13 protein-coding genes, 1 pseudogene and 1 CRISPR repeat array (1 of these 15 running past the window's edge) are annotated in these 20,357 nt (G+C 45.5%); of the genes and pseudogenes, 11 read left to right on the top strand and 3 right to left on the bottom strand.

Annotated elements, in window-relative coordinates; all coding sequences use genetic code 11:
* The first annotated feature begins 242 nt into the window (after positions 1 to 242).
* The gene (locus tag PLE7327_RS10890) at positions 243 to 596 is read left to right on the top strand and encodes an STAS domain-containing protein (protein WP_015143883.1); all 354 of its coding nucleotides are present in this window, start codon (positions 243 to 245) and stop codon (positions 594 to 596) included.
* Here the strand turns inward: PLE7327_RS10890 and PLE7327_RS10885 are convergent.
* A complete protein-coding gene (locus PLE7327_RS10885) occupies positions 593 to 1,732 on the bottom strand; it encodes a PP2C family protein-serine/threonine phosphatase (RefSeq protein WP_015143882.1) in 1,140 nt (379 codons plus the stop codon). The two genes, PLE7327_RS10890 and PLE7327_RS10885, sit on opposite strands and share 4 nt — an antisense overlap.
* Before the next feature lie 257 nt (positions 1,733 to 1,989).
* Between PLE7327_RS10885 and PLE7327_RS10880 the strand changes: the two genes are divergently transcribed.
* The 5 genes from PLE7327_RS10880 (at position 1,990) to ilvA (ending at position 7,284) form a co-directional block, all read left to right on the top strand.
* Positions 1,990 to 2,430: an ATP-binding protein gene (locus tag PLE7327_RS10880; RefSeq protein ID WP_041393150.1), complete on the top strand. Its 441-nt coding sequence runs from the start codon at positions 1,990 to 1,992 to the stop codon at positions 2,428 to 2,430.
* A gap of 72 nt (positions 2,431 to 2,502) precedes the next feature.
* The gene (locus PLE7327_RS10875) at positions 2,503 to 3,339 is read left to right on the top strand and encodes a sulfurtransferase (protein ID WP_015143880.1); all 837 of its coding nucleotides are present in this window, start codon (positions 2,503 to 2,505) and stop codon (positions 3,337 to 3,339) included.
* A gap of 142 nt (positions 3,340 to 3,481) precedes the next feature.
* On the top strand, positions 3,482 to 4,021 hold the full coding sequence (locus tag PLE7327_RS10870; protein ID WP_015143879.1) for an NYN domain-containing protein: 540 nt from the start codon (positions 3,482 to 3,484) through the stop codon (positions 4,019 to 4,021).
* Between the two features lie 97 nt (positions 4,022 to 4,118).
* Positions 4,119 to 5,732, top strand: a complete 1,614-nt coding sequence (locus tag PLE7327_RS10865) for a 2-isopropylmalate synthase (RefSeq protein ID WP_015143878.1) — start codon at positions 4,119 to 4,121, stop codon at positions 5,730 to 5,732.
* 40 nt (positions 5,733 to 5,772) lie between these two features.
* A complete protein-coding gene (gene ilvA, locus PLE7327_RS10860) occupies positions 5,773 to 7,284 on the top strand; it encodes a threonine ammonia-lyase, biosynthetic (protein ID WP_015143877.1) in 1,512 nt (503 codons plus the stop codon).
* 29 nt (positions 7,285 to 7,313) lie between these two features.
* Here ilvA and ileS read toward each other — a convergent pair whose 3' ends face one another.
* Positions 7,314 to 10,136 (bottom strand): isoleucine--tRNA ligase, encoded by a 2,823-nt coding sequence (gene ileS / locus PLE7327_RS10855; RefSeq protein WP_217523430.1) that lies wholly within the window; start codon positions 10,134 to 10,136, stop codon positions 7,314 to 7,316.
* 386 nt (positions 10,137 to 10,522) lie between these two features.
* Between ileS and PLE7327_RS10850 the strand changes: the two genes are divergently transcribed.
* The 3 genes from PLE7327_RS10850 (at position 10,523) to PLE7327_RS10840 (ending at position 15,916) form a co-directional block, all read left to right on the top strand.
* The gene (locus PLE7327_RS10850; protein ID WP_015143875.1) at positions 10,523 to 12,763 is read left to right on the top strand and encodes a PhoX family phosphatase; all 2,241 of its coding nucleotides are present in this window, start codon (positions 10,523 to 10,525) and stop codon (positions 12,761 to 12,763) included.
* 549 nt (positions 12,764 to 13,312) lie between these two features.
* Entirely contained in the window at positions 13,313 to 15,265 is a 1,953-nt protein-coding gene (gene ftsH, locus PLE7327_RS10845) for an ATP-dependent zinc metalloprotease FtsH (RefSeq protein WP_015143874.1), read from the top strand.
* A gap of 93 nt (positions 15,266 to 15,358) precedes the next feature.
* Positions 15,359 to 15,916, top strand: a complete 558-nt coding sequence (locus PLE7327_RS10840; protein ID WP_015143873.1) for a universal stress protein — start codon at positions 15,359 to 15,361, stop codon at positions 15,914 to 15,916.
* A gap of 100 nt (positions 15,917 to 16,016) precedes the next feature.
* Here PLE7327_RS10840 and tnpA read toward each other — a convergent pair whose 3' ends face one another.
* Positions 16,017 to 16,235: an IS200/IS605 family transposase gene (gene tnpA / locus PLE7327_RS25775; RefSeq protein ID WP_254658006.1), complete on the bottom strand. Its 219-nt coding sequence runs from the start codon at positions 16,233 to 16,235 to the stop codon at positions 16,017 to 16,019.
* Positions 16,236 to 16,429: 194 nt separating this feature from the next.
* On the opposite strand from tnpA, the pseudogene PLE7327_RS10835 reads away from it, so the two are divergent.
* Positions 16,430 to 17,167: pseudogene (locus PLE7327_RS10835) on the top strand (RNA-guided endonuclease InsQ/TnpB family protein); the annotation flags it as partial.
* A 148-nt stretch (positions 17,168 to 17,315) separates the two neighbouring features.
* Complete coding sequence (locus tag PLE7327_RS10830) at positions 17,316 to 18,098, top strand: class I SAM-dependent methyltransferase (RefSeq protein WP_015143871.1); 783 nt, start codon at positions 17,316 to 17,318, stop codon at positions 18,096 to 18,098.
* Positions 18,099 to 18,154: 56 nt separating this feature from the next.
* A CRISPR array of direct repeats spans positions 18,155 to 20,357; the repeat unit is 36 nt; unit sequence GTTTCCATTCAACTAATTTCTCTAATAAATAGAGAG (it continues 1,439 nt past the right edge of the window).

Below are 20,357 nucleotides of genomic sequence, written 5' to 3'. Positions count from 1 at the left end.
CAGAGGTCATCTGAAAAGTCTGTTTTGTCATTCTGAGTGCAGGAGAAGGTAATGAAGAATCTCTCTTTGGAGTTGGTATACTCAGATGTTTCGCTTCGCTATCGCTACGCTCAACATGACATTCTCACTTTTGGGACAACCTGTCAGTTTTGTACGAGCATCAAGTATGGGCAATCGGGAAATGATTTCTAATTTCTAGTTCCTACTTGCTAAGCAACAGTTTCTAGTCAAGCTTTCAGTTTATGAATCCTGTTATTAAAGTTCTTCAACCCTCCGGTATTTTAGATAGCACAAAAGCGAGTCACTTTCGACAAGAGATTAGCAAACTGGTAGAAGACAAGACTGATGTTGTTGTCATTGATTTTAAAGATGTAACTTTTATGGATAGTTCTGGCTTGGGCGCTTTGGTTCTCTCTCGCGAAATCGTCCTCTCGGCTGGAGCTAAACTTTTTCTTTGTGCGATCAACGAGCAAATTAAAATGTTATTTGAATTAACGAATGTCGATCGCGTTTTTGATATTTTTCCAAGCCGAGAAGAATTAGAAGAAAAAATTTTTAACGGTTCTCTACAACTTCCAAGCGATGGAAGTAACTAATAAAAATTAATTTGCATGATGGAAAGATCGTCATCAAATTGCTTTTTAGTATTCCAAGTTTGAATATAATCTAAAAGTAAATCTAGGTTATGACGGGGCATTGAATGATAAATTCTTAGGAATTTAATAAATTCTTTTAATCCCCAAATTTTGCCATCGGGTCTTTCAATTTCGTAGATGCCATCGCTGAAAAGGTAGAGGCTAGAAGGCTGGATAATCTGACAATCGGCATCGGTATATTCGGCATCGGCAAACATGCCGACGGGAAAACCGGGAGTTTTTAGAGGTTGCTCGATGGTCTTTCCCTGGGCATTGGGAGAGAGCAAAATAGCAGGCGGATGTCCGGCACTCGAATAAGTTAACTGAAGTTTTTTGCGATCGTAAACCCCATACCAAATCGTGAAATATTTATCGTTGCGATGAGTCATTTGAAAAATTTTATTTAACCCTCGCAACACTTCGCTAGGACGATAGTAATTAACTTTACTTAAGCCTCTAGAGCGCAATAAATTAATCACCGAAAGCGAGGGTAAAGCCGCTCGCAAACCGTGCCCGGAAACATCGAGCAAATAGATAGCCAAGCGATCGCTATCTAACCAATAATAATCAAAACCATCTCCGCCCAGTTGTCGCGAAGGAATAAATCGCACGTCAATGGCGATCGATGGATCGTTCAAGGGTTCGGGCAAAATAGAGCAAACGTATTCCGCTGCTTCTGCCAATTCAGCTTCTAAAAGTTGTTTTTGAATTTGCAGATCGCGACTGAGTTGATGCAATCTCAATCCCGCCCTGATCCTTGCCTTCAACTCGTTCATCTCAATGGGTTTGCACAGAAAATCATCTGCCCCCGCATCTAGCCCTTTAACCCGATCTTCAATCGATCCCAAGGAAGTGAGCAAGATAAAAAATGTCGTGGAAAGTTCTGGAGTTGTCTTAATCTGACGACAAACCTCCAACCCGTTCATGCCAGGCATTAACCAATCGCAAATCACTAACGCCGGACGGACATGTAATGCTTTTTCCAAGCCTTCCTCGCCGTTGCTAGCGATAATTGCCTCATAGCCGCATTGAGTGAGGGTTCGCTCCAACAAAACCCGAACGATGCTATCGTCGTCAATAATCAGTATTTTTACCATAAGAGGTTGCGTGCGTGTAGAGAGCGTAAGAAGGCGAGATTAGATTGGAGAAACTTTTAAATTCTCTAACCAAATTTTTGAATCTGAAGTTGACATCGTTAAGACAGTGAGATAATTGGATCGGATGTGAATCAGTAATCAAAGTAAGTAGCATGATACTCCAGTTCGACTGGACGAATAGCCAACAAAAGCTATACCCTAGCCGTATTGATTCAACCTTAGTCGATTTAAGAGGCTTTGAACAGTTGAGACTTCCCATAAGAAGTGCTTTCAAGGTTGAGAGCGCCTTACAAGCATTAGACCTTCTTCTGCAACACTTTGACCGACTTTATCAACCTTGGATTCCCAAAAAAGATTGGTTGCAGTGCCAACTAGCACTAGCGGAAGGGTTTACCAATGCTGTTCGACACGCCCACAGAAATCTTCCCCCTGAAACTCCCATTGAGGTGGAAATCGTTCTGAGTCAGCAAAGTATAGAAATGCGCATCTGGGATCGCGGTTCTTATTTCGATTTAGACGGATTTCTGAAAAATGTTGCCCTGCGCAACGATCGTTTGTCCGGGCACGGTCAGGGATTAGTTATTTTACAGAAAATTGCTTCTCATTTGAGCTATACTCGCACGAATGACGATCGCAATTGTTTGTTAATCGTCAAGCAATTTTCCTCGGAAACCCCAATTGCTGTCAATGACCCCTAGAATTCTCTAACGTTCCTAATTATCGGAAACTATATTAACTCTTTACTTCTGTAATTGTTATGTTTAATTCAAATGAAAAAAATTCAATGCGTTGTATCGCCGCAGTGGCTTTGGGAGCGCTTGCATGACCCACAGCATGACCCACAGGTTGTTGTAGTCGATTGCCGCTTTCAATTAGCGAATCCTCAATGGGGATATCAACAATATTTCGCCAGTCACGTTCCTGGTGCTTACTATCTCGATCTCGAAAAAGACCTCTCCGCTCCCCCGAACAAACACGGCGGACGACATCCTTTGCCCGATCGCGATTTGCTAGCTCAAAAGCTTGCCAGCATCGGCATTGTCTCTGGCGAAACCCTAGTAGTGGCTTACGACGATTCTCGCTTTGCCTTTGCCGCTCGCCTGTGGTGGCTGTTGCGTTATCTCGGACACGATAGGGTTGCTCTCCTCGACGGTGGCTGGCAGGGATGGATAGCGGACGGATATCCCGTCTGCGATGCGATTCCTGCACCCAAATCGGGCAACTTCGCGCCCAATCCTCAACCCGATTGGATTGTCGATATCGAAACGGTTAGAGCGAGGAAAGATTCGCCCTCGGTAGTGTTGCTCGATTCTAGAGACGGCGATCGCTATCGCGGCGAAAGAGAACCCATCGACCCGATCGCCGGGCATATCCCCGGCGCTGTCAATTCCCCTTGGCAACTGGTTTCTAACGAACGAGGCAACCTTCAGCCTCTCTCCAGACAGCAGCAACTATGGGCAGATTATCAACAAGCTGACGAAATTATCGTCTACTGTGGCTCTGGGGTAACGGCTTGCGTCAACCTTTTCTCGATGGAACTTGCTGGAATCCGTACAGCTAAGTTATATCCCGGTGGATGGAGCGATTGGTGTTCCTATCTCATCTAAGTAGGAAAAATTTTGCCTACTTATAGGAATCTAAAAATCGTAAATTTTGCCCTCGGCTTTTTACTAAAAAAAGCTGCTAAAATAGTAGATTAAATTATGTAATTAAATTAGTTATCTTTAAAAAAATTAGGTATGAGCTTTTATGACTTACTTTAATAATTGTACTTGTCAAAAAAAGGATAGACTATCTATTTTTGTCGATGGAAACAACATGTTTTATGCCCAGCAAAAAAATGGATGGTTTTTCGATCCTAGGCGCGTTCTAGAATATTTTACCAGCGATCCTACCGTTACTTTGATTAATGCTTTTTGGTATACTGGCTTAAAAGATTCTCAGGATCAAAGGGGTTTTAGAGATGCATTAATCAGCCTCGGCTATACGGTAAGATACAAAATTTTAAAAGAATATTACGACGATAGTTCCGGTCGCTATTCCCAAAAAGCTAACCTCGATATAGAAATTGTTGTAGATATGTTTAATACTGTCGATCAATACGATCGCGTTATTTTATTTAGCGGCGACGGAGATTTTGAGAGAGCGATCGAACTCCTGCGTTCTAAAAATACCCACATCACCGTTGTATCGACAGAAGGAATGATTGCCAGAGAGCTAAGAAATGCCACCGATCGCTACATCGACCTCAATGACATTCGCGACAAGATCGAAAAAACGGATTCTTAATCTATTCAACTCACAAATTAATGGCTTAATATAGAATTTAAGCCGATATTATCGATAAGTTTTGCCAAAAATTCTCAAATAACGTGCAAATAGTGCCATGAATAATCAACCAGATCGCATTATCATCTTCGATACCACGCTCAGAGATGGCGAACAGTCGCCAGGAGCTACCCTGAATGTAGATGAAAAGCTAACGATCGCGACGGCACTAGCACGACTGGGAGTAGACATAATTGAAGCAGGCTTCCCCTACGCCAGTCCGGGAGATTTTGAAGCCGTTCAAAAAATTGCCGAAGCCGTTGGAGTCGAAGGAGGACCCACTATCTGCGGTTTGGCAAGAGCGACCCAACAGGACATCAAAGCCGCAGCAGAAGCCCTCAAGCCCGCCGCTAAGAAAAGAATTCACACTTTTCTCGCTACATCTGATATCCACTTAGAGTACAAACTCAAAAAGACGCGGCAGGAAGTTTTGCAGATCGTGCCGGAGATGGTCGCCTATGCCAAGTCGCTGGTAGACGACGTAGAGTTCTCGCCAGAAGATGCCGGACGCAGCGATCCGGAATTTCTCTATCAGGTACTGGAGAGCGCGATCGCAGCAGGGGCAACCACCGTCAACATTCCCGATACGGTAGGCTACTTGACGCCTAGCGAATTTGGCGCGTTGATAAAAGGAATCAAAGAAAACGTCTCCAACATTGATCGCGCCATTATCTCCGTCCACGGACACAACGACCTGGGTTTAGCAGTCGCCAACTTCCTCGAAGCCGTTAAAAATGGGGCTAGACAGCTCGAATGCACCATCAACGGCATCGGCGAACGGGCAGGCAATGCCGCTATGGAAGAATTGGTAATGGCGCTGCACGTGCGCCGCCAGTACTTTAACCCCTTCTTGGGACGACCCGCCGACTCCACCGAACCGCTTACAAATATTAATACTAAAGAGATTTACCGCACCTCCCGCCTGGTATCCAACCTGACAGGGATGATGGTACAACCCAACAAAGCGATCGTGGGTGCCAATGCCTTTGCCCACGAGTCGGGCATTCACCAGGATGGCGTTCTCAAGCACAAGCTAACCTACGAAATTATGGATGCCGAGTCCATCGGTTTGACCAACAATCAGATCGTGCTTGGTAAACTGTCGGGACGCAACGCCTTTCGCACTCGCCTCAAAGAATTGGGATTCGATCTATCGGAAACCGATCTCAATAAAGCGTTCTTGCGCTTTAAAGAAGTCGCCGACAAAAAGAAAGAGATTACCGACTGGGATTTAGAGGCAATTGTCAACGACGAAATTAATACCGCACCGGAACTATTCCGCCTAGAGTTAGTACAAGTTTCCTGCGGCGATAATGCTCGTCCCACTGCCACAGTTGCGCTGCGTACCCCAGACGGAAAAGAACTTATGGATGCTGCCATTGGTACGGGACCCGTGGATGCCGTCTACAAAGCGATCAATCGAGTGGTGAACATCCCTAACGAACTGATCGAGTTTTCCGTCAAGTCTGTCACGGCAGGGATTGATGCAATGGGTGAAGTTACCATTCGCCTGCGGCACGAAGGAAGAATTTACTCCGGTCATGCAGCGAATACCGATATTATCGTTGCTTCTGCTCGCGCTTACATCAGTGCGCTCAATCGTCTCTATGCAGCGTTGCAGCAGAAGGAAACGGCTGAAAGCGAAGCCCCTCAAGAAGTCGTTGTTTCATAAAGATTAAGAAAGCGAAGCGTAGCCGTGGGAGTGTCAATTCATGTATTGTGACTACTTGGTACAAATCCTGACTGCTCGCGTATATGATGTTGCCCAAGAAACGCCTTTAGAATACGCTCCGAATCTATCGACACGGCTTAATAATAAACTTCTCCTCAAGCGGGAGGATATGCAGTCAGTTTTTTCCTTCAAGCTGCGGGGGGCTTATAACAAAATGGCACAATTGCCGCCGGAGCGGTTGGCACAAGGAGTAATTGCCGCATCTGCGGGAAACCATGCCCAAGGAGTTGCCCTCGGCGCTTCTGTGCTGGGAACGCGAGCGATTATCGTCATGCCAGTGACTACTCCCCAAGTGAAAGTAGACGCGGTTAAAGCGCGCGGGGGAGAGGTCGTGTTATATGGGGATACCTACGACGATGCTTATGCCTACGCCCGTCAACTGTCGGCGGAAAAAGGATTGACCTTTATTCATCCCTTTGACGATCCCTATGTGATTGCCGGACAGGGAACGATTGGCATGGAAATTTTGCGGCAGTATCAGAAACCTATTCATGCCATTTTTGTAGCCATTGGAGGGGGCGGATTGATTTCTGGAATTGCAGCTTATGTGAAGCGATTGCGTCCCGAAATTAAAATTATTGGCGTTGAACCAGTGGATGCCGATGCCATGCACCAATCCCTCAAAGCCGGAAAGCGGGTACGTTTGTCTCAGGTGGGCTTATTTGCCGACGGCGTGGCAGTGCGGGAAGTGGGCGAAGAAACCTTTCGGTTGTGCCAACAGTACGTAGATGACATTATTCTGGTGGGGACGGACGATACTTGCGCTGCCATCAAAGACGTGTTTGAGGATACGCGATCGATTTTAGAACCTGCGGGGGCGCTTGCGATCGCGGGAGCTAAGGCCTATGTAGAACGAGAACAAATTCAGGAACAAACTTTAATTGCCGTCGCCTGCGGTGCTAATATGAACTTCGATCGCCTTCGCTTTGTTGCAGAACGAGCGGAGTTGGGCGAACGCCGCGAAGCTATTTTTGCCGTCACCATTCCTGAAGAACCAGGCAGTCTGCGCAAGTTTTGCGAATGTATCGGCAAACGCAATCTGACCGAGTTTAACTATCGCATCGCCGATAAACAAACCGCTCATATTTTTGTCGGCGTTCAAATTCAAAACCGCGCCGACGCGGTAAAAATAGCCGCAACTTTTGAAGCTAACGGTTTTAAAACCCTTGACTTAACCGATGACGAATTGACGAAACTGCATCTGCGACACATGGTTGGAGGACATTCTCCCCTCGCCCATCATGAGTTGCTCTATCGGTTTGAGTTTCCCGAACGTCCCGGTGCACTGATGAAGTTCGTCGATTCCATGAGTCCCGATTGGAATATTAGTCTCTTCCACTACCGCAACAACGGGGCAGACTACGGGCGAATTGTTGTTGGGATCCAGGTTCCTCCCCACGAGATGGAGGAGTGGCAGGCTTTTCTCGATACACTCGGCTATCGCTACTGGGACGAAAGCCACAATCTAGCCTACAAGCTGTTTTTAGGATAGCGCAATGCTTCCCGAAACGCGAGCTTCAATCAAAACTCCCCAGCTAGTGCCGCGTTGCATCGCTCGCAAATCGTCGGAGCTTCTGGAAACTCTCCTACACGAGTCGAATAATTCCAACAGCGTTCGCATTTTTGCCCATCAGCTTTGACAACGCCAACAGAAACGAGATCGGATTCGCTTTTGTAGTCTGCTGAAGCAATTGCTTCGAGAGAATCAACTAATTCTACTTGAGAGGCTAAAAACAGATAGCGCAATTCATCGACTCGATTGCCACTCAAACTGTCGGCCGGATTGATAGAATTTAACTGCTTTCGTAACTCTCCATCCGACACGTAAAGCAACACTTTCGCTTCTAAAGATGCGCCTATCGATTTACCATTTCGCGCCAACTCCATTACCTTATTGACTTCATTGCGGATCTGCCTGAATTTTAACCAGGAATCGACTAATTCTGGCTTTTTCCACTCATCTTTCGTTTTTACCCATCCAGACTCGAAGACGGACTTGTAAGGGGTCTTGTAGGGAAGAAATTGCCAGATATCCTCTGCTAGATGGCATAGTACGGGCGCGATCGCAACTGCTAAATTTTCTACGGCTACTGCTAAAATCGTTTGACAGCTGCGACGGCGCCAAGAATCTGGAGCGCTAATATAAAGTCTATCTTTGGCGATATCGAGATAGAAATTCGATAAATCTACCACGCAGAAATTCTGCACCACCTGGAAGAAGCGGAAGAATTGGAAAGTTTCAAATGCCTCCGTCACTTCTGCAAACACCTCGGTTATCCGGTGCAGCATGTATTTGTCTAATTCGGGTAATTGTTCGTAGGAAACCGCATGGTTTTCTGGGTCAAAATCATACAAATTTCCCAATAAAAATCGGGCTGTATTGCGAATTTTTCCGCGAATGTCGTTTAGCTGCTTGAGAAGATTTGGACCGAGAGGAACGTCGGCAGAATAATCGACTGAAGATACCCATAACCGCAGCACGTCTGCCCCGTAGGGAGGTTCTTGTTGTTGATTTTTGCCGCCTTCGATAATAACGGCTGGATCGACGACATTTCCCAACGATTTACTCATTTTGCGACCTTGTTCGTCTAAAACAAAGCCATGAGTTAAAACCATTTTATAAGGGGCAATGTCATTAGTGGCAACGCTGGTTAACAAACTCGATTGAAACCAACCGCGATGTTGGTCTGACCCTTCTAAATACATATCCGCCGGATATTTTAATTCTTCTCGTTGCTTGAGAACTGCTGCCCAAGAAGAACCGGAGTCGAACCAGACATCCATCGTATCCATTCCCTTGCGATACTTGCGTCCGTTATTGCGGTAGGTTGGAGGCAATAATTCCTCTACCGATAACTCCCACCAAGCATCGGAACCTTTTTGGGCAATAATTTCCCGGACATGATTAATAGTTTCCTCGGTCATCAAGGGTTCGTTGGTTTCTTCGTCGTAGAAAACGGGGATGGGAACGCCCCAACTCCGCTGACGAGAGATGCACCAATCCGCGCGATCGGCTACCATTGGGGTGATGCGATTTTCGCCTTGGGCTGGAATCCATTTGACGGATTTGATAGCTTTTAGTGCCTCATCCCGGAATCCTTCGACTGATGCAAACCACTGTTCTGTCGCGCGGAAAATCGTCGGTTTTTTGGTGCGCCAATCGTAGGGATATTTATGCGTGTAGGGTTCTTCTTTGAGAAGCACGCCTTTTTCTTGCAGTTCCTTAACAATCGCTTCATTGGCATCTTTGAGGACGTTTAACCCCGCAAACTGTCCCGCCTCTGCCGTAAAATTGCCCTTGTCGTCTACGGGGGAAAGGATAGGCAATCCATACCGCTGACCGACTATAAAGTCTTCTTGTCCGTGACCGGGTGCGGTATGAACCAAACCCGTACCGGACTCAGTGGTAACATAATCTCCGCCGATGAGGATCTCGCCAAGGCGATCGTAAAGAGGATGGCGATAGGTGGTATGTTCTAAGTCTTTTCCTAAAATGGTTGCTTTGACTGTCAGGTTCACGCCAAAGGTTTTTGATAACCTCTCGACCAAATCCTTGGCAACGATGAGATATCGGTGTTGGCACAAAGAAGAATCCGCTTCTACTACTGCATAGGTTAAATCGGGATTGAGAGCAACGGCTAGGTTTCCTGGAAGCGTCCAAGGAGTTGTCGTCCAGATGGCAACACCGAGATTGGGGATAAATGGGGTTAAAACTTCCTTAGCTGCTTCTCCTGCTTGGGTGATGGGAAAAGTCACATAAATGCTGCGGGAGGTGTGACCTTCTGGATATTCCAATTCTGCTTCTGCTAGGGCGGTTTGCGAACTGGGACTCCAGTGAACGGGTTTTAATCCTCGATAGATATACCCTTTCAGGGCCATCTGACCGAAGACGCCGATTTGCGCCGCTTCGTAGTCGGGAGTCAGCGTTAAATAGGGATGTTCCCAGTCTCCCCAAACGCCATAGCGTTTGAAGCCCTCGCATTGTTCTTTTTGCGTTTTCAGGGCAAAATCTCTTGCTTTGCGGCGAAGTTTTAAAGGGGTTAGACCTTCCCGTTCTTCGGACTTCATGGCTTGCAACACCTTCAGTTCGATGGGTAACCCATGACAGTCCCATCCAGGTACATAGCGAACTTTATAGCCGCGCAGCAGCTTGTATTTGTTGATGATATCCTTGAGAATTTTGTTGAGAGCATGACCCATATGCAAATCACCATTGGCATATGGAGGTCCGTCGTGGAGGACAAAAATTTCACCGGGATTATTCTGCGACAGGGTTTCGTAAATTCGGTTTTCTGCCCAAAATTTCTGGATTTCTGGTTCTCGCTTGACGGCGTTTGCCCGCATGTCAAACTTGGTCTTGGGCAGATTAACGGTATCTTTGAGCTTCTTTACTTCTGTCACAGTTCTACGGGAATACTCGGTAATATTTCTCTTGTAATATTATGCCGCGAGGTTGTTGGTCTCGATGAAAATTCGATCGCGCTCTTGTCATAATACCAATTATATTTCAAGTTGTATTATAACAACCCCCAATCCAAATCCACAAGCTATATGTTTGACGATCTCAAGTTACGACCCTGTGTAGGCAGGCTTTGTTTGTCTAGCGGCGAATTAATTCTGTTCGCCAAGCTATAACTTTTTCATAAACTACATCGACTAAGATTTAACGTTTATCACTCATAACATCTGGTACTTTTCCCAGATGGGCATTTTCAACACAAGACCGACCCATGACAATCAAACGTCGAGAATTTCTTTACTTTCTAGGGGCAAGTGCTGGAACGATCGCACTGGGCGAACCCAGTAAAAAAGTTTCTCTGTCCTTTACCACGCCGACGCTAGCTCAAACCTCTCCCAAAACCAACTCGCTACAGATCGAAGGACTGAGTTTTCAACCCGTTAAGGTCCCCATGCCACTCGATATTGATGGCATGGCAGAGGCAGAACAGATATCAGCTTACAGCACCTATGAAGTAGTGGACGATCTGGTGTTGCCAGAAGGCTTTACCTACGATGTGATTGCCGCGTGGGGCGATCGCGTGGGAGATTCTCGCTTCGGTTACAATAACGATTACTTATCTTTTATTGAAACCAGTCCCAACGAAGGATTTTTGACGGTTAACTTTGAATACATTAGCGGCAAAACCTGGATGCAAACCTATCCAATGGTTATCGGGAAGTCTCTGCCCTTCGACGAAGTAAAAGCCGCCGCTAAAGACACTCAAGGCGAGATCGATGCCTTTGCCTTGCCAGAAAACGACCCGCTTAAAGCCAAAATTCTCGAAATTTCTAAAGAAGGATTAATCGATCAAGGGATTGGCCTTATCTCCATTCGTCGCAACGCTGATGGTAGATGGGAGCGGACTTTTTCAAAAAGCGATCGCCGCATTACCGGAATTTCGGGTTTAGAAGACGGACGCTATCTCAAAGCAACCGGTCCTGCTGTTGCCATCTTTAACAAGTCCAATAAGAAAGGCTACGATGACAAACTGGGCGACAAAATTATCGGCACCTTTCAAAACTGTGCGGGCGGAACGACTCCTTGGGGAACCGTCTTGAGTGCAGAAGAGAATTTTCAAGACCAAGTGCCCGAACCCGTCATGGCAGACGGATCTTCTTTAGACCCTTCCGAGACTCCCTTTCTGATTACCGATGAAGATCTAGACGGTCGAGCCAATGTATTGGGTTTGGCTGGCAATAAATACGGGTGGATGGTAGAAATCGATCCCGCCAACCCCGACGATTACGGTACTAAGCATACTTGGTTAGGGCGCTATCGCCACGAAGCCGTTGCCTTTCGAGCCGTTCCTGGCAAGCCATTAGCCGTTTATTCGGGATGCGATCGCCGGGGCGGGCACCTCTACAAGTTTATCTCCAAGGAAACGATAAACGATATCAAAGACAAGGCAAACTCTCGCTTGCTCGAAGAAGGAATGCTCTATGGTGCGAAATTTAATCCCGATGGAACGGGTCGCTGGATTCCCCTTAGTCCCGATACCCCTATCAATCCGGTTTTGCCCAGTCAAGTGGCAGGCGAGGACGGAAAAGGCATGGTTCCTCTCCCCAATCCCGATCGTCTTGCTGGGGGAATTATCAAAGCGATTAGCGAATCTGAAATTGCCATTTTCAAAGAACGATTCAAAACCCTGGGCGACCTCTATGAAGGCGATCCTACCGAAAAACAGGGGGCAATTTTAATCGACGCTCACTACGCGGCAAACGCGGCAGGAATTACCTGTACGGCACGTCCTGAAGATACCGAAGTAGCCCAAGACGGAACGCTGTTTATCGCCTTTACTTCCGGTTCTCCTGGCAGCGATGGCGGTTCCGACAAGCAAATTTTTAAAGGATCGAAAGGAGAAACTCCCTACGAATTCGGTTGGATAATGCGCTTGCAGGAAGACGACAGCAATCCCGATTCGATGACCTTTCGTTGGGAGCTTTTTGCAACCGGAGGCGAACCTGCCGAAGGAGGGTTGGGTTTTTCCAATCCCGATAATCTCGAAATCGATCCCGATGGCAATCTCTGGATGGTCACTGATATGTCTACCAGCAGCCAAAATAAAGCAGTTGCTAGCCGAGTTGTTAATGGAAATCCAGTCAGCCAAATCGATTTAGTTGGTCTGTTTGGCAACAATTCTGCTTGGTTTATTCCCACATCGGGTGCCAATGCTGGCACAGCATATCCCTTTGCGATTTCTCCCATGGATACGGAAATCTGCGGTCTGCGTTTTACCGAAGATCGGCAAACCCTATTTCTAGCGATCCAACATCCGGGAGAAGCAGGAGGAATACGCCAAGATCTCAAAACAGAAATTCGTCAGTTTGACATGCGGACGACAACAGGTCGGGAATTCATGCAAGAGCGCAAGATTCCAATCGGTTCAAACTGGCCCGACAAAGCTGCTAACCATCCTCCCCGTCCGGCAGTCGTTGCCGTTCGACGCTTAAATGACCGAAATTGGCTTTAGCTCGCCGCAAGCTTCGGGGCTTGTAGCACGGACGGCTAAAGTGCCGGAAACAAGTTCCGGCACCGCGTCCTCCCCAGTCGTTAGGCGATTGTAGGCTTTAGCCAGATAAGAGCTTGAATCTTTAGTTGATAACTGGTATTAGATATATATATTTAACAAAGTACACAGTCATGTTCTTCAAAATGTAGTACAAGATTTGGATAAGGCATTTAAAGCCTTCTTCCGTAGGCTTAAAGCAGGCAAAACACCAGGCTATCCAAGATTCAAAGGACACAATCGCTGGAAAAGCTTTGGATTTAAGGAGTACGGGGTTTTTAGCTGCCGTAGAGCGTCACAAATCAATTACCGGGTAATCTTAAGCTCATCCCACCCTGAAAAGGAGTGGGACTTTGTCATTTGTCCTTTATCAAAAGTCCTTTTCCCTTTCCCCAATAACCAATGACCAATGACAAAGGACTATCCCTAGACGTAGGGGCGGAGAAGATCTACAGCTAAAATGGAAAAACTGTTGCTTGCTCTCATCAGCTTTCTAGAAAGCATCGCGAAATCATGAGTATTAAAAACAAGCCTCAAATTCCCTCTCTTGGCAATCTTCTTTTGGTGCTAGCAGGCGTATCCTTTTTAGCTTATTTATTTTGGCCGCGATCGTCTCGATATCCGCTACAACCCTACAGCCAGTTTTTAGAGCAAGTAGAAAAAGGCGAAGTTGCAGTGGTGATGATTGGCAACGATCTGATTCGCTACCAGCTTAAAGCTTCTCGCAGTATCGGGGAGAATCCCGAAAACCTATTTCAGTTTCCCGTTGACAACCCACTTCAGACAACGAAAACCCCCAATAACCCATTTCATGCGGATGCTTCGTCAAGCGCTAACAACACGTCTGCTGAAGGAGAGGTTTTAGAAACGATCCCGCTTAACGATCCGCAATTGCCCAACAAACTGAGAGAGAAGGGAGTCGTTTTTGCTGCGTCCCCCCCGCCTCAAAATCCTTGGTGGATGACTTTACTCGCTTGGGTAGTTCCGCCGCTAATCTTGGTGGGAGCCATGCATTTTTTACTCAATCGCGGCGAGGAGCGTAGAAGCCTTGCTTTTAGCAGAAGCAAAGCCAAAGTTTATGTCGAGGGAGAGTCTGCCCGGATTACCTTTGCCGATATTGCTGGTGCAGAAGAGGCAAAAACCGAATTAGTCGAGATCGTCGAATTTCTCAAAAACCCAGAGCGCTATAACAAAATTGGAGCTAGAATTCCCAAAGGCGTTTTGCTCGTCGGTCCTCCCGGTACGGGAAAAACGCTTCTGGCAAAAGCGGTTGCCGGAGAAGCGGGCGTGACTTTCTTCAGCATTTCCGCCTCCGAGTTTGTAGAATTATTCGTCGGGACTGGTGCGGCGCGAGTCCGCGATTTATTTAATCAGGCAAAGAGACAAGCGCCTTGCATTATTTTTATCGACGAATTGGATGCGATTGGCAAATCTCGCAATAGCGGAGGGGTTGCTAGCGGCAGTAACGACGAGCGCGAACAAACCCTCAATCAATTGCTCACGGAGATGGACGGGTTCGCCGCCGGGGAATCGACGGTCATTGTCTTGGCGGCGACAAACCGCCCGGAAACCCTCGATTCAGCCCTTCTGCGCCCCGGAAGGTTCGACCGACAAGTACTGGTCGATCGCCCCGATTTGTTGGGACGGCTAGCAATTTTAGAGGTCTATGCTCGCAAGGTCGAGTTGGCAGAAGATGTGGATTTAAAAGCGATCGCCGCTCGTACCCCTGGCTTTGCTGGGGCAGATCTAGCTAATTTAATCAATGAAGCTGCCCTCCTCGCCGCCCGCCGCCAGCAAGAAGTCGTAACCCAAAACGAACTGAAAGAGGCGATCGAACGGGTAATTGCCGGGTTGGAGAAGAAAAGTCGAGTCCTCAACGAAAAAGAGAAACAGATTGTCGCTTACCACGAAGTCGGTCATGCCTTAGTCGGTGCCGTCATGCCAGGAGGCGGGAAAGTGGCTAAAATTTCCATCGTTCCTCGCGGTCTTTCTGCCTTGGGTTATACGCTGAAAATGCCTACAGAAGACCGCTTTTTGATGAGCGAAGCGGAATTTCGCGAGCAAATTGCTACGCTGCTCGGCGGTAGGGCATCTGAAGAACTGGTGTTCGACAGCGTGACTAACGGCGCAGCGGATGACTTGCAACGCGCGACGGATATTGCCGAACGCATGGTGACTACCTATGGAATGAGCAAAAGATTAGGTCCGTTGGCATTCGATCGCGCCGGACAAGCGAACTTTTTGGGCAATGGCAACGGCAATCTCCGCCGCCTGGTGAGCGAAGAAACTGCTAAAGCGATCGATGAGGAAGTCAAACGGATAGTAGAAGGCGAATATCAAAGAGCTATAGCCATCCTCGATCGCAATCGCGAGTTATTAGACGCGATCGCGCAACAGTTGCTTAAAACGGAAGTCATTGAAGGAGAAGAACTGCAAGCCGCTCTAGAGCGAGTTCGTCCCCTCTAAAGAGCCAGTTAACTTTTCTATCGAAGCCGCTCCTAAACTTTAAAACTATGTCACTCTGAAATTAGAGGTATAGCAAAATACAAGTGAGGGGCTATGACTTATTCGGTAAACAGTCAGAAAGTCCTTACCCCGCAAAACCAAGAGGGGCACTCTTTAACAGTTGGTTTTAAAAAAATTCTTGTAGCGGTTGATTATTTGGCATCTACGCCAGAATTGTTTGAGAAGGCGCTACAGCTAGCCAAAGCCTATAACAGTCAGTTGACGATCTTTCATTGCCTGCAAGAACCCATAGCAGGAATGCCCGAATTCCTCGCTCACGCCGGAATGGGGGCTTACAGCGGCGTTTATTCCCAAGAAATTATTGAACTAGAAGAACAACTGATTAGAGAAGCGACAGAGGAACTGAAAGCTTGGCTGAGTTCTTTCGTCCAAAAAGCCACCGAGGCGGGAATTAAGGCAGAATCCGATTATCAACCGGGCGAACCCGGTCGGCAAATTTGCGCGACTGCCAAACAGTGGGGCGCAGATCTGATCGTCATCGGTCGCAGAGGGCGATCGGGTTTATCGGAATTGATTCTGGGAAGTGTCAGTAACTACGTGATTCATCACGCCCATTGCTCGGTTTTAGTGATTCAACAGCAGGAAAAATAATACTAATTCGCGCTCAAAAACTACATCTTTAACATCCTTGCGGGAAGTCCCCCAGTGCAGGGAAACGGAACTGGGGGATGAAAGCAAGGGCAGGATATAGTTAGCTACGCGGAGAATCTTGTTGCTTGATAGATTTTTTCAAAACATCAAGCGATACTCCGCCACTGGAATTGACCAAGTATGAGCTAGACCAAAAAACAGGTTTCCAGTAGTATTTGTCAACATGAGACTTGAACTCCTTGCGAATTAGTCTGCTTGATGACGCTTTGAGAACTTTTACAAACTCAGAAATCTGGTTGTCTGGAGACAGACTGACCAATTGAGACCCCGTCCTTAAGGACGGGGATTTATAATGCTTTTTTGTTGTTCACCTAGTGAGAATTTCAGAAGTAATCACCTTGCCTCGATACTTCGTTATCAATACAATATGCAAGTGAATACAAAAATACAGCATGAGAACTCTTTCTGAGCAAAGGTTGCACTGGGCGTTAAGTGAATGGTACGCTCGCACCCATGAGAGTAACACGTAGAACCACCTTTCGCTTATATCCAACTAAATCTCAGGAGTCGAAATTGCATTATTGGCGACGACTTCATAAAGATTTGTTCAAGGCCTGTCTTTACCACAGAAAGACAGAATATCAGCGTTTTGGGAATTCTATTAGCTACTATGACCAGCAAAATATTCTGCCAGATTTCAAAGAATGTTGGCCTGAATATAAAGAATTAGGTGCGCAAGCTTTACAGGCAACGGTAAAGCGTGTTGACTATGCCTTTCAACGTTTTTTCCGTGGATGGGGTGGATACCCAAAATTCAAGTCCGCACGACATGATCGTGGTTGGACTTATCCGGGAATAAGTGGATGGAAGGCGCAGACAACAGGGGATAACGGCTACCTGGAATTGTCTAATTTAGGACAAATTCAGATGAGAGGTAAAGCTAGAACTTGGGGGACACCAACAACTTGTACAATCATCTGGAAACCAGGTAAATGGTATGCTTCAATCACTGTAAACTGCGAACCAAAACGAGAAACTAGCACTGGTGCTATAGGTTTAGATTTTGGTACTCACCACGCTATTGCTTGTTCAGATGGAACAATAATTGCTCCTCCGAAATTTTTAGCCAAAACCCAACAAAAAATAGAGCAATTATCTAAGAGATTGCGTCGCAAACGTGCGCCTAATTTCAAAAAGAAAATTAAAGCATCTAAACGTTGGAGAAAAGCCAGGAAACAAATTAGTAGACTTCATTTAGCTATTGATTTGGTGAAATTGTATAGATATAAAAAATCTAGCATAATCTAGTATGATATTGCCTTTAATGCCATAATCAATTATGAGCAGCGATCAAGATGATTATTTTGACAATAACCAGTAAATAATTAGAGCAATTATCATGGAAATTCTTGACAGTTACATCACATCATCACCCTGTGAACAGAACGCTTTAAATATATTTAAAAACGAGTGGGCATCTCGATTACCCGATCAATTTGCCGAATTGGCAGCAGGGCAGATTCCCTTGTTTGAAGACGGTCGCATCCATTGGTGTGTCAAAAGCTTAGGTGGCATTGCGGATCAAACTATCCTAGAACTCGGCCCCCTAGAAGCCGGACATACCTATATGCTAGAAAAAATGGGAGCCGCTTCTATTCTATCAATAGAAGCTAATACTCGCGCCTATTTAAAGTGTTTAATCATCAAAGAAATTTTGGAATTAAAACGAGCCAAATTTATTTGTGGTGACTTTGTAAAATATCTGCAAAATTGTTCGACTAAGTTTGATATTTGTCTTGCCAGTGGTGTGCTTTACCACATGACCAACCCGGTGGAACTACTCAGTTTAATCAGCCAAGTCACCAACAAAGTATTTATTTGGACTCACTATTATGACCGTGACTTGCTTCAAGCAAACCCTCACAAAATTGCGAAAAAATTTCCCAGCAGCATCAGTGCAGAACATAACGGATTTAAACATACTCTATATCGGTATGAGTATTTAACAGCCTTGGATGATGCGGGATTTTGTGGCGGGAGTCAACCATTTAGTAATTGGATGAGTCGAGGGGATATCTTAGCCTGCCTTAAATATCTTGGCTTTAATGAAATTGAAATAAATTTTGAACAGCCAGATCATCCTAATGGCCCAAGCTTCTCTGTATTAGCTATCCGAAATTAATTGAATGGGGCTGTTGTTCATCCCCTGCTAAATTCATCAGCCAAATTCTTGGTGGAGTTTCCATTCAACTAATTTCTCTAATAAATAGAGAGTTGTTGGCATGGAACCTCAAGAGCTGGCTTCGGTTGTTTCCATTCAACTAATTTCTCTAATAAATAGAGAGTTGTTGGCATGGAACCTCAAGAGCTGGCTTCGGTTGTTTCCATTCAACTAATTTCTCTAATAAATAGAGAGGGCTTAAGAAGCTCAACCAGCCCACCTGACCCGAAGGTGTTTCCATTCAACTAATTTCTCTAATAAATAGAGAGCGCGGATACAAACCATTATCCATGTAATGTTAGAGCTACCACGTTTCCATTCAACTAATTTCTCTAATAAATAGAGAGCAATTGTCTTGGGTGGAAATAATTTTACGTGGTTTAGTTTCCATTCAACTAATTTCTCTAATAAATAGAGAGTTGGCGGAGCTGCAAAAGGTAACGAATATTTTTATCCAAGTTTCCATTCAACTAATTTCTCTAATAAATAGAGAGTTACAAAGAACTACGGTGTGTCGAGTAGGGTTGCGAAGATACCAGGTGTTTCCATTCAACTAATTTCTCTAATAAATAGAGAGCTCAGCTCGATGCCCTTATGGCTCTGCATGCAACTCAGGTTTCCATTCAACTAATTTCTCTAATAAATAGAGAGCCAGTGTGGAACAAGAGGTAAAAACCACATTGGAGTGTTTCCATTCAACTAATTTCTCTAATAAATAGAGAGCTGGCAGATGTCACACCCGAAGACCCAGTTGCCCATCGTTTCCATTCAACTAATTTCTCTAATAAATAGAGAGTCCGCGCCGATTTTTTCTGCGACTCGGCCAACTTGTGGTTTCCATTCAACTAATTTCTCTAATAAATAGAGAGCTAAGGCAACTTTTGCAATACAGAGGCATTGCGCGCCCAGTTTCCATTCAACTAATTTCTCTAATAAATAGAGAGCAATCGCTGGGACACACGCCTGAGCAAAACAATTCAGCCTATAAAGACGATCAAGTTTCCATTCAACTAATTTCTCTAATAAATAGAGAGATATAAATTAATTACTTACTTATATAAGTAAGTAAATAGGTTTCCATTCAACTAATTTCTCTAATAAATAGAGAGCATGAAGAGCGCTCTCGTTGCGTGAGCCGGATACTGTTTCCATTCAACTAATTTCTCTAATAAATAGAGAGCCGGGCGAGCCCCGCCGCGTCGCCGCGCGCGCCGTTCACCTTCGCGAGTTTCCATTCAACTAATTTCTCTAATAAATAGAGAGGCCAAGTTGGAAATATCGCGACGGCAAGCCCCGCGACGTTTCCATTCAACTAATTTCTCTAATAAATAGAGAGCGGCGAGTAGCTTTTCAGCGAGTGCCATGCCGACCGCATTGGTGAGTTTCCATTCAACTAATTTCTCTAATAAATAGAGAGCTTTGGTCAACTGTTGACGCTGGAAATGGGGAAACCGATGTTTCCATTCAACTAATTTCTCTAATAAATAGAGAGGCGCATCCAGTCGATAGTGGTTTTCATGGGCGATGAAAGTTTCCATTCAACTAATTTCTCTAATAAATAGAGAGTTTGCTTTCGGCACGATTGGCAATTTTTGTAGCATCGGAGATGTTTCCATTCAACTAATTTCTCTAATAAATAGAGAGGAAGCAGTTAAAGGGCTTAGCACTGCTATGAGAGCTGAGTTTCCATTCAACTAATTTCTCTAATAAATAGAGAGCGGACTTTGAACCGTCCGAGTTTGAAGATATGGGGGTTGTCGTTTCCATTCAACTAATTTCTCTAATAAATAGAGAGGGTGGAACCCTGGTGGGTGTCACCGGATTCGATGGTGAAAGTGGTTTCCATTCAACTAATTTCTCTAATAAATAGAGAGTCGGTCTCTATCTTAGCTTTGATGTTTTGGAATTGTGGTTTCCATTCAACTAATTTCTCTAATAAATAGAGAGATAATTGAAAAGCCAATCACTAAAATCGAGCGCTATTACACTAAGTTTCCATTCAACTAATTTCTCTAATAAATAGAGAGAAGAGCAGACCGACGCAGCCTCGCTCTACACGGGCGTTTCCATTCAACTAATTTCTCTAATAAATAGAGAGCGTAGTTTGACGAACATGACCATCGCGTTATAGTGGTCGGCTGTTTCCATTCAACTAATTTCTCTAATAAATAGAGAGCACCCGGCGTTCCTCGGCTGAAACTCGCTTCTATCGGTTTCCAT

The sequence above is a fragment of the Pleurocapsa sp. PCC 7327 genome (genome assembly GCF_000317025.1).
Lineage (GTDB): Bacteria > Cyanobacteriota > Cyanobacteriia > Cyanobacteriales > Microcystaceae > Hydrococcus.
This window is presented reverse-complemented; position numbering and strand designations above follow the sequence as displayed.

Excerpts from the sequence above, each read along its gene's own strand:
- PLE7327_RS10840 (WP_015143873.1), top strand. The coding sequence starts at position 15,359 with ATGACTTATTCGGTAAACAGTCAGAAAGTCCTTACCCCGCAAAACCAA.
- PLE7327_RS10885 (WP_015143882.1), bottom strand. The coding sequence starts at position 1,732 with ATGGTAAAAATACTGATTATTGACGACGATAGCATCGTTCGGGTTTTG.
- PLE7327_RS10875 (WP_015143880.1), top strand. The coding sequence starts at position 2,503 with ATGAAAAAAATTCAATGCGTTGTATCGCCGCAGTGGCTTTGGGAGCGC.
- ilvA (WP_015143877.1), top strand. The coding sequence starts at position 5,773 with ATGTATTGTGACTACTTGGTACAAATCCTGACTGCTCGCGTATATGAT.
- PLE7327_RS10850 (WP_015143875.1), top strand. The coding sequence starts at position 10,523 with ATGACAATCAAACGTCGAGAATTTCTTTACTTTCTAGGGGCAAGTGCT.
- PLE7327_RS10890 (WP_015143883.1), top strand. The coding sequence starts at position 243 with ATGAATCCTGTTATTAAAGTTCTTCAACCCTCCGGTATTTTAGATAGC.
- ileS (WP_217523430.1), bottom strand. The coding sequence starts at position 10,136 with ATGCGGGCAAACGCCGTCAAGCGAGAACCAGAAATCCAGAAATTTTGG.
- ftsH (WP_015143874.1), top strand. The coding sequence starts at position 13,313 with ATGAGTATTAAAAACAAGCCTCAAATTCCCTCTCTTGGCAATCTTCTT.
- PLE7327_RS10865 (WP_015143878.1), top strand. The coding sequence starts at position 4,119 with ATGAATAATCAACCAGATCGCATTATCATCTTCGATACCACGCTCAGA.
- PLE7327_RS10830 (WP_015143871.1), top strand. The coding sequence starts at position 17,316 with ATGGAAATTCTTGACAGTTACATCACATCATCACCCTGTGAACAGAAC.
- PLE7327_RS10870 (WP_015143879.1), top strand. The coding sequence starts at position 3,482 with ATGACTTACTTTAATAATTGTACTTGTCAAAAAAAGGATAGACTATCT.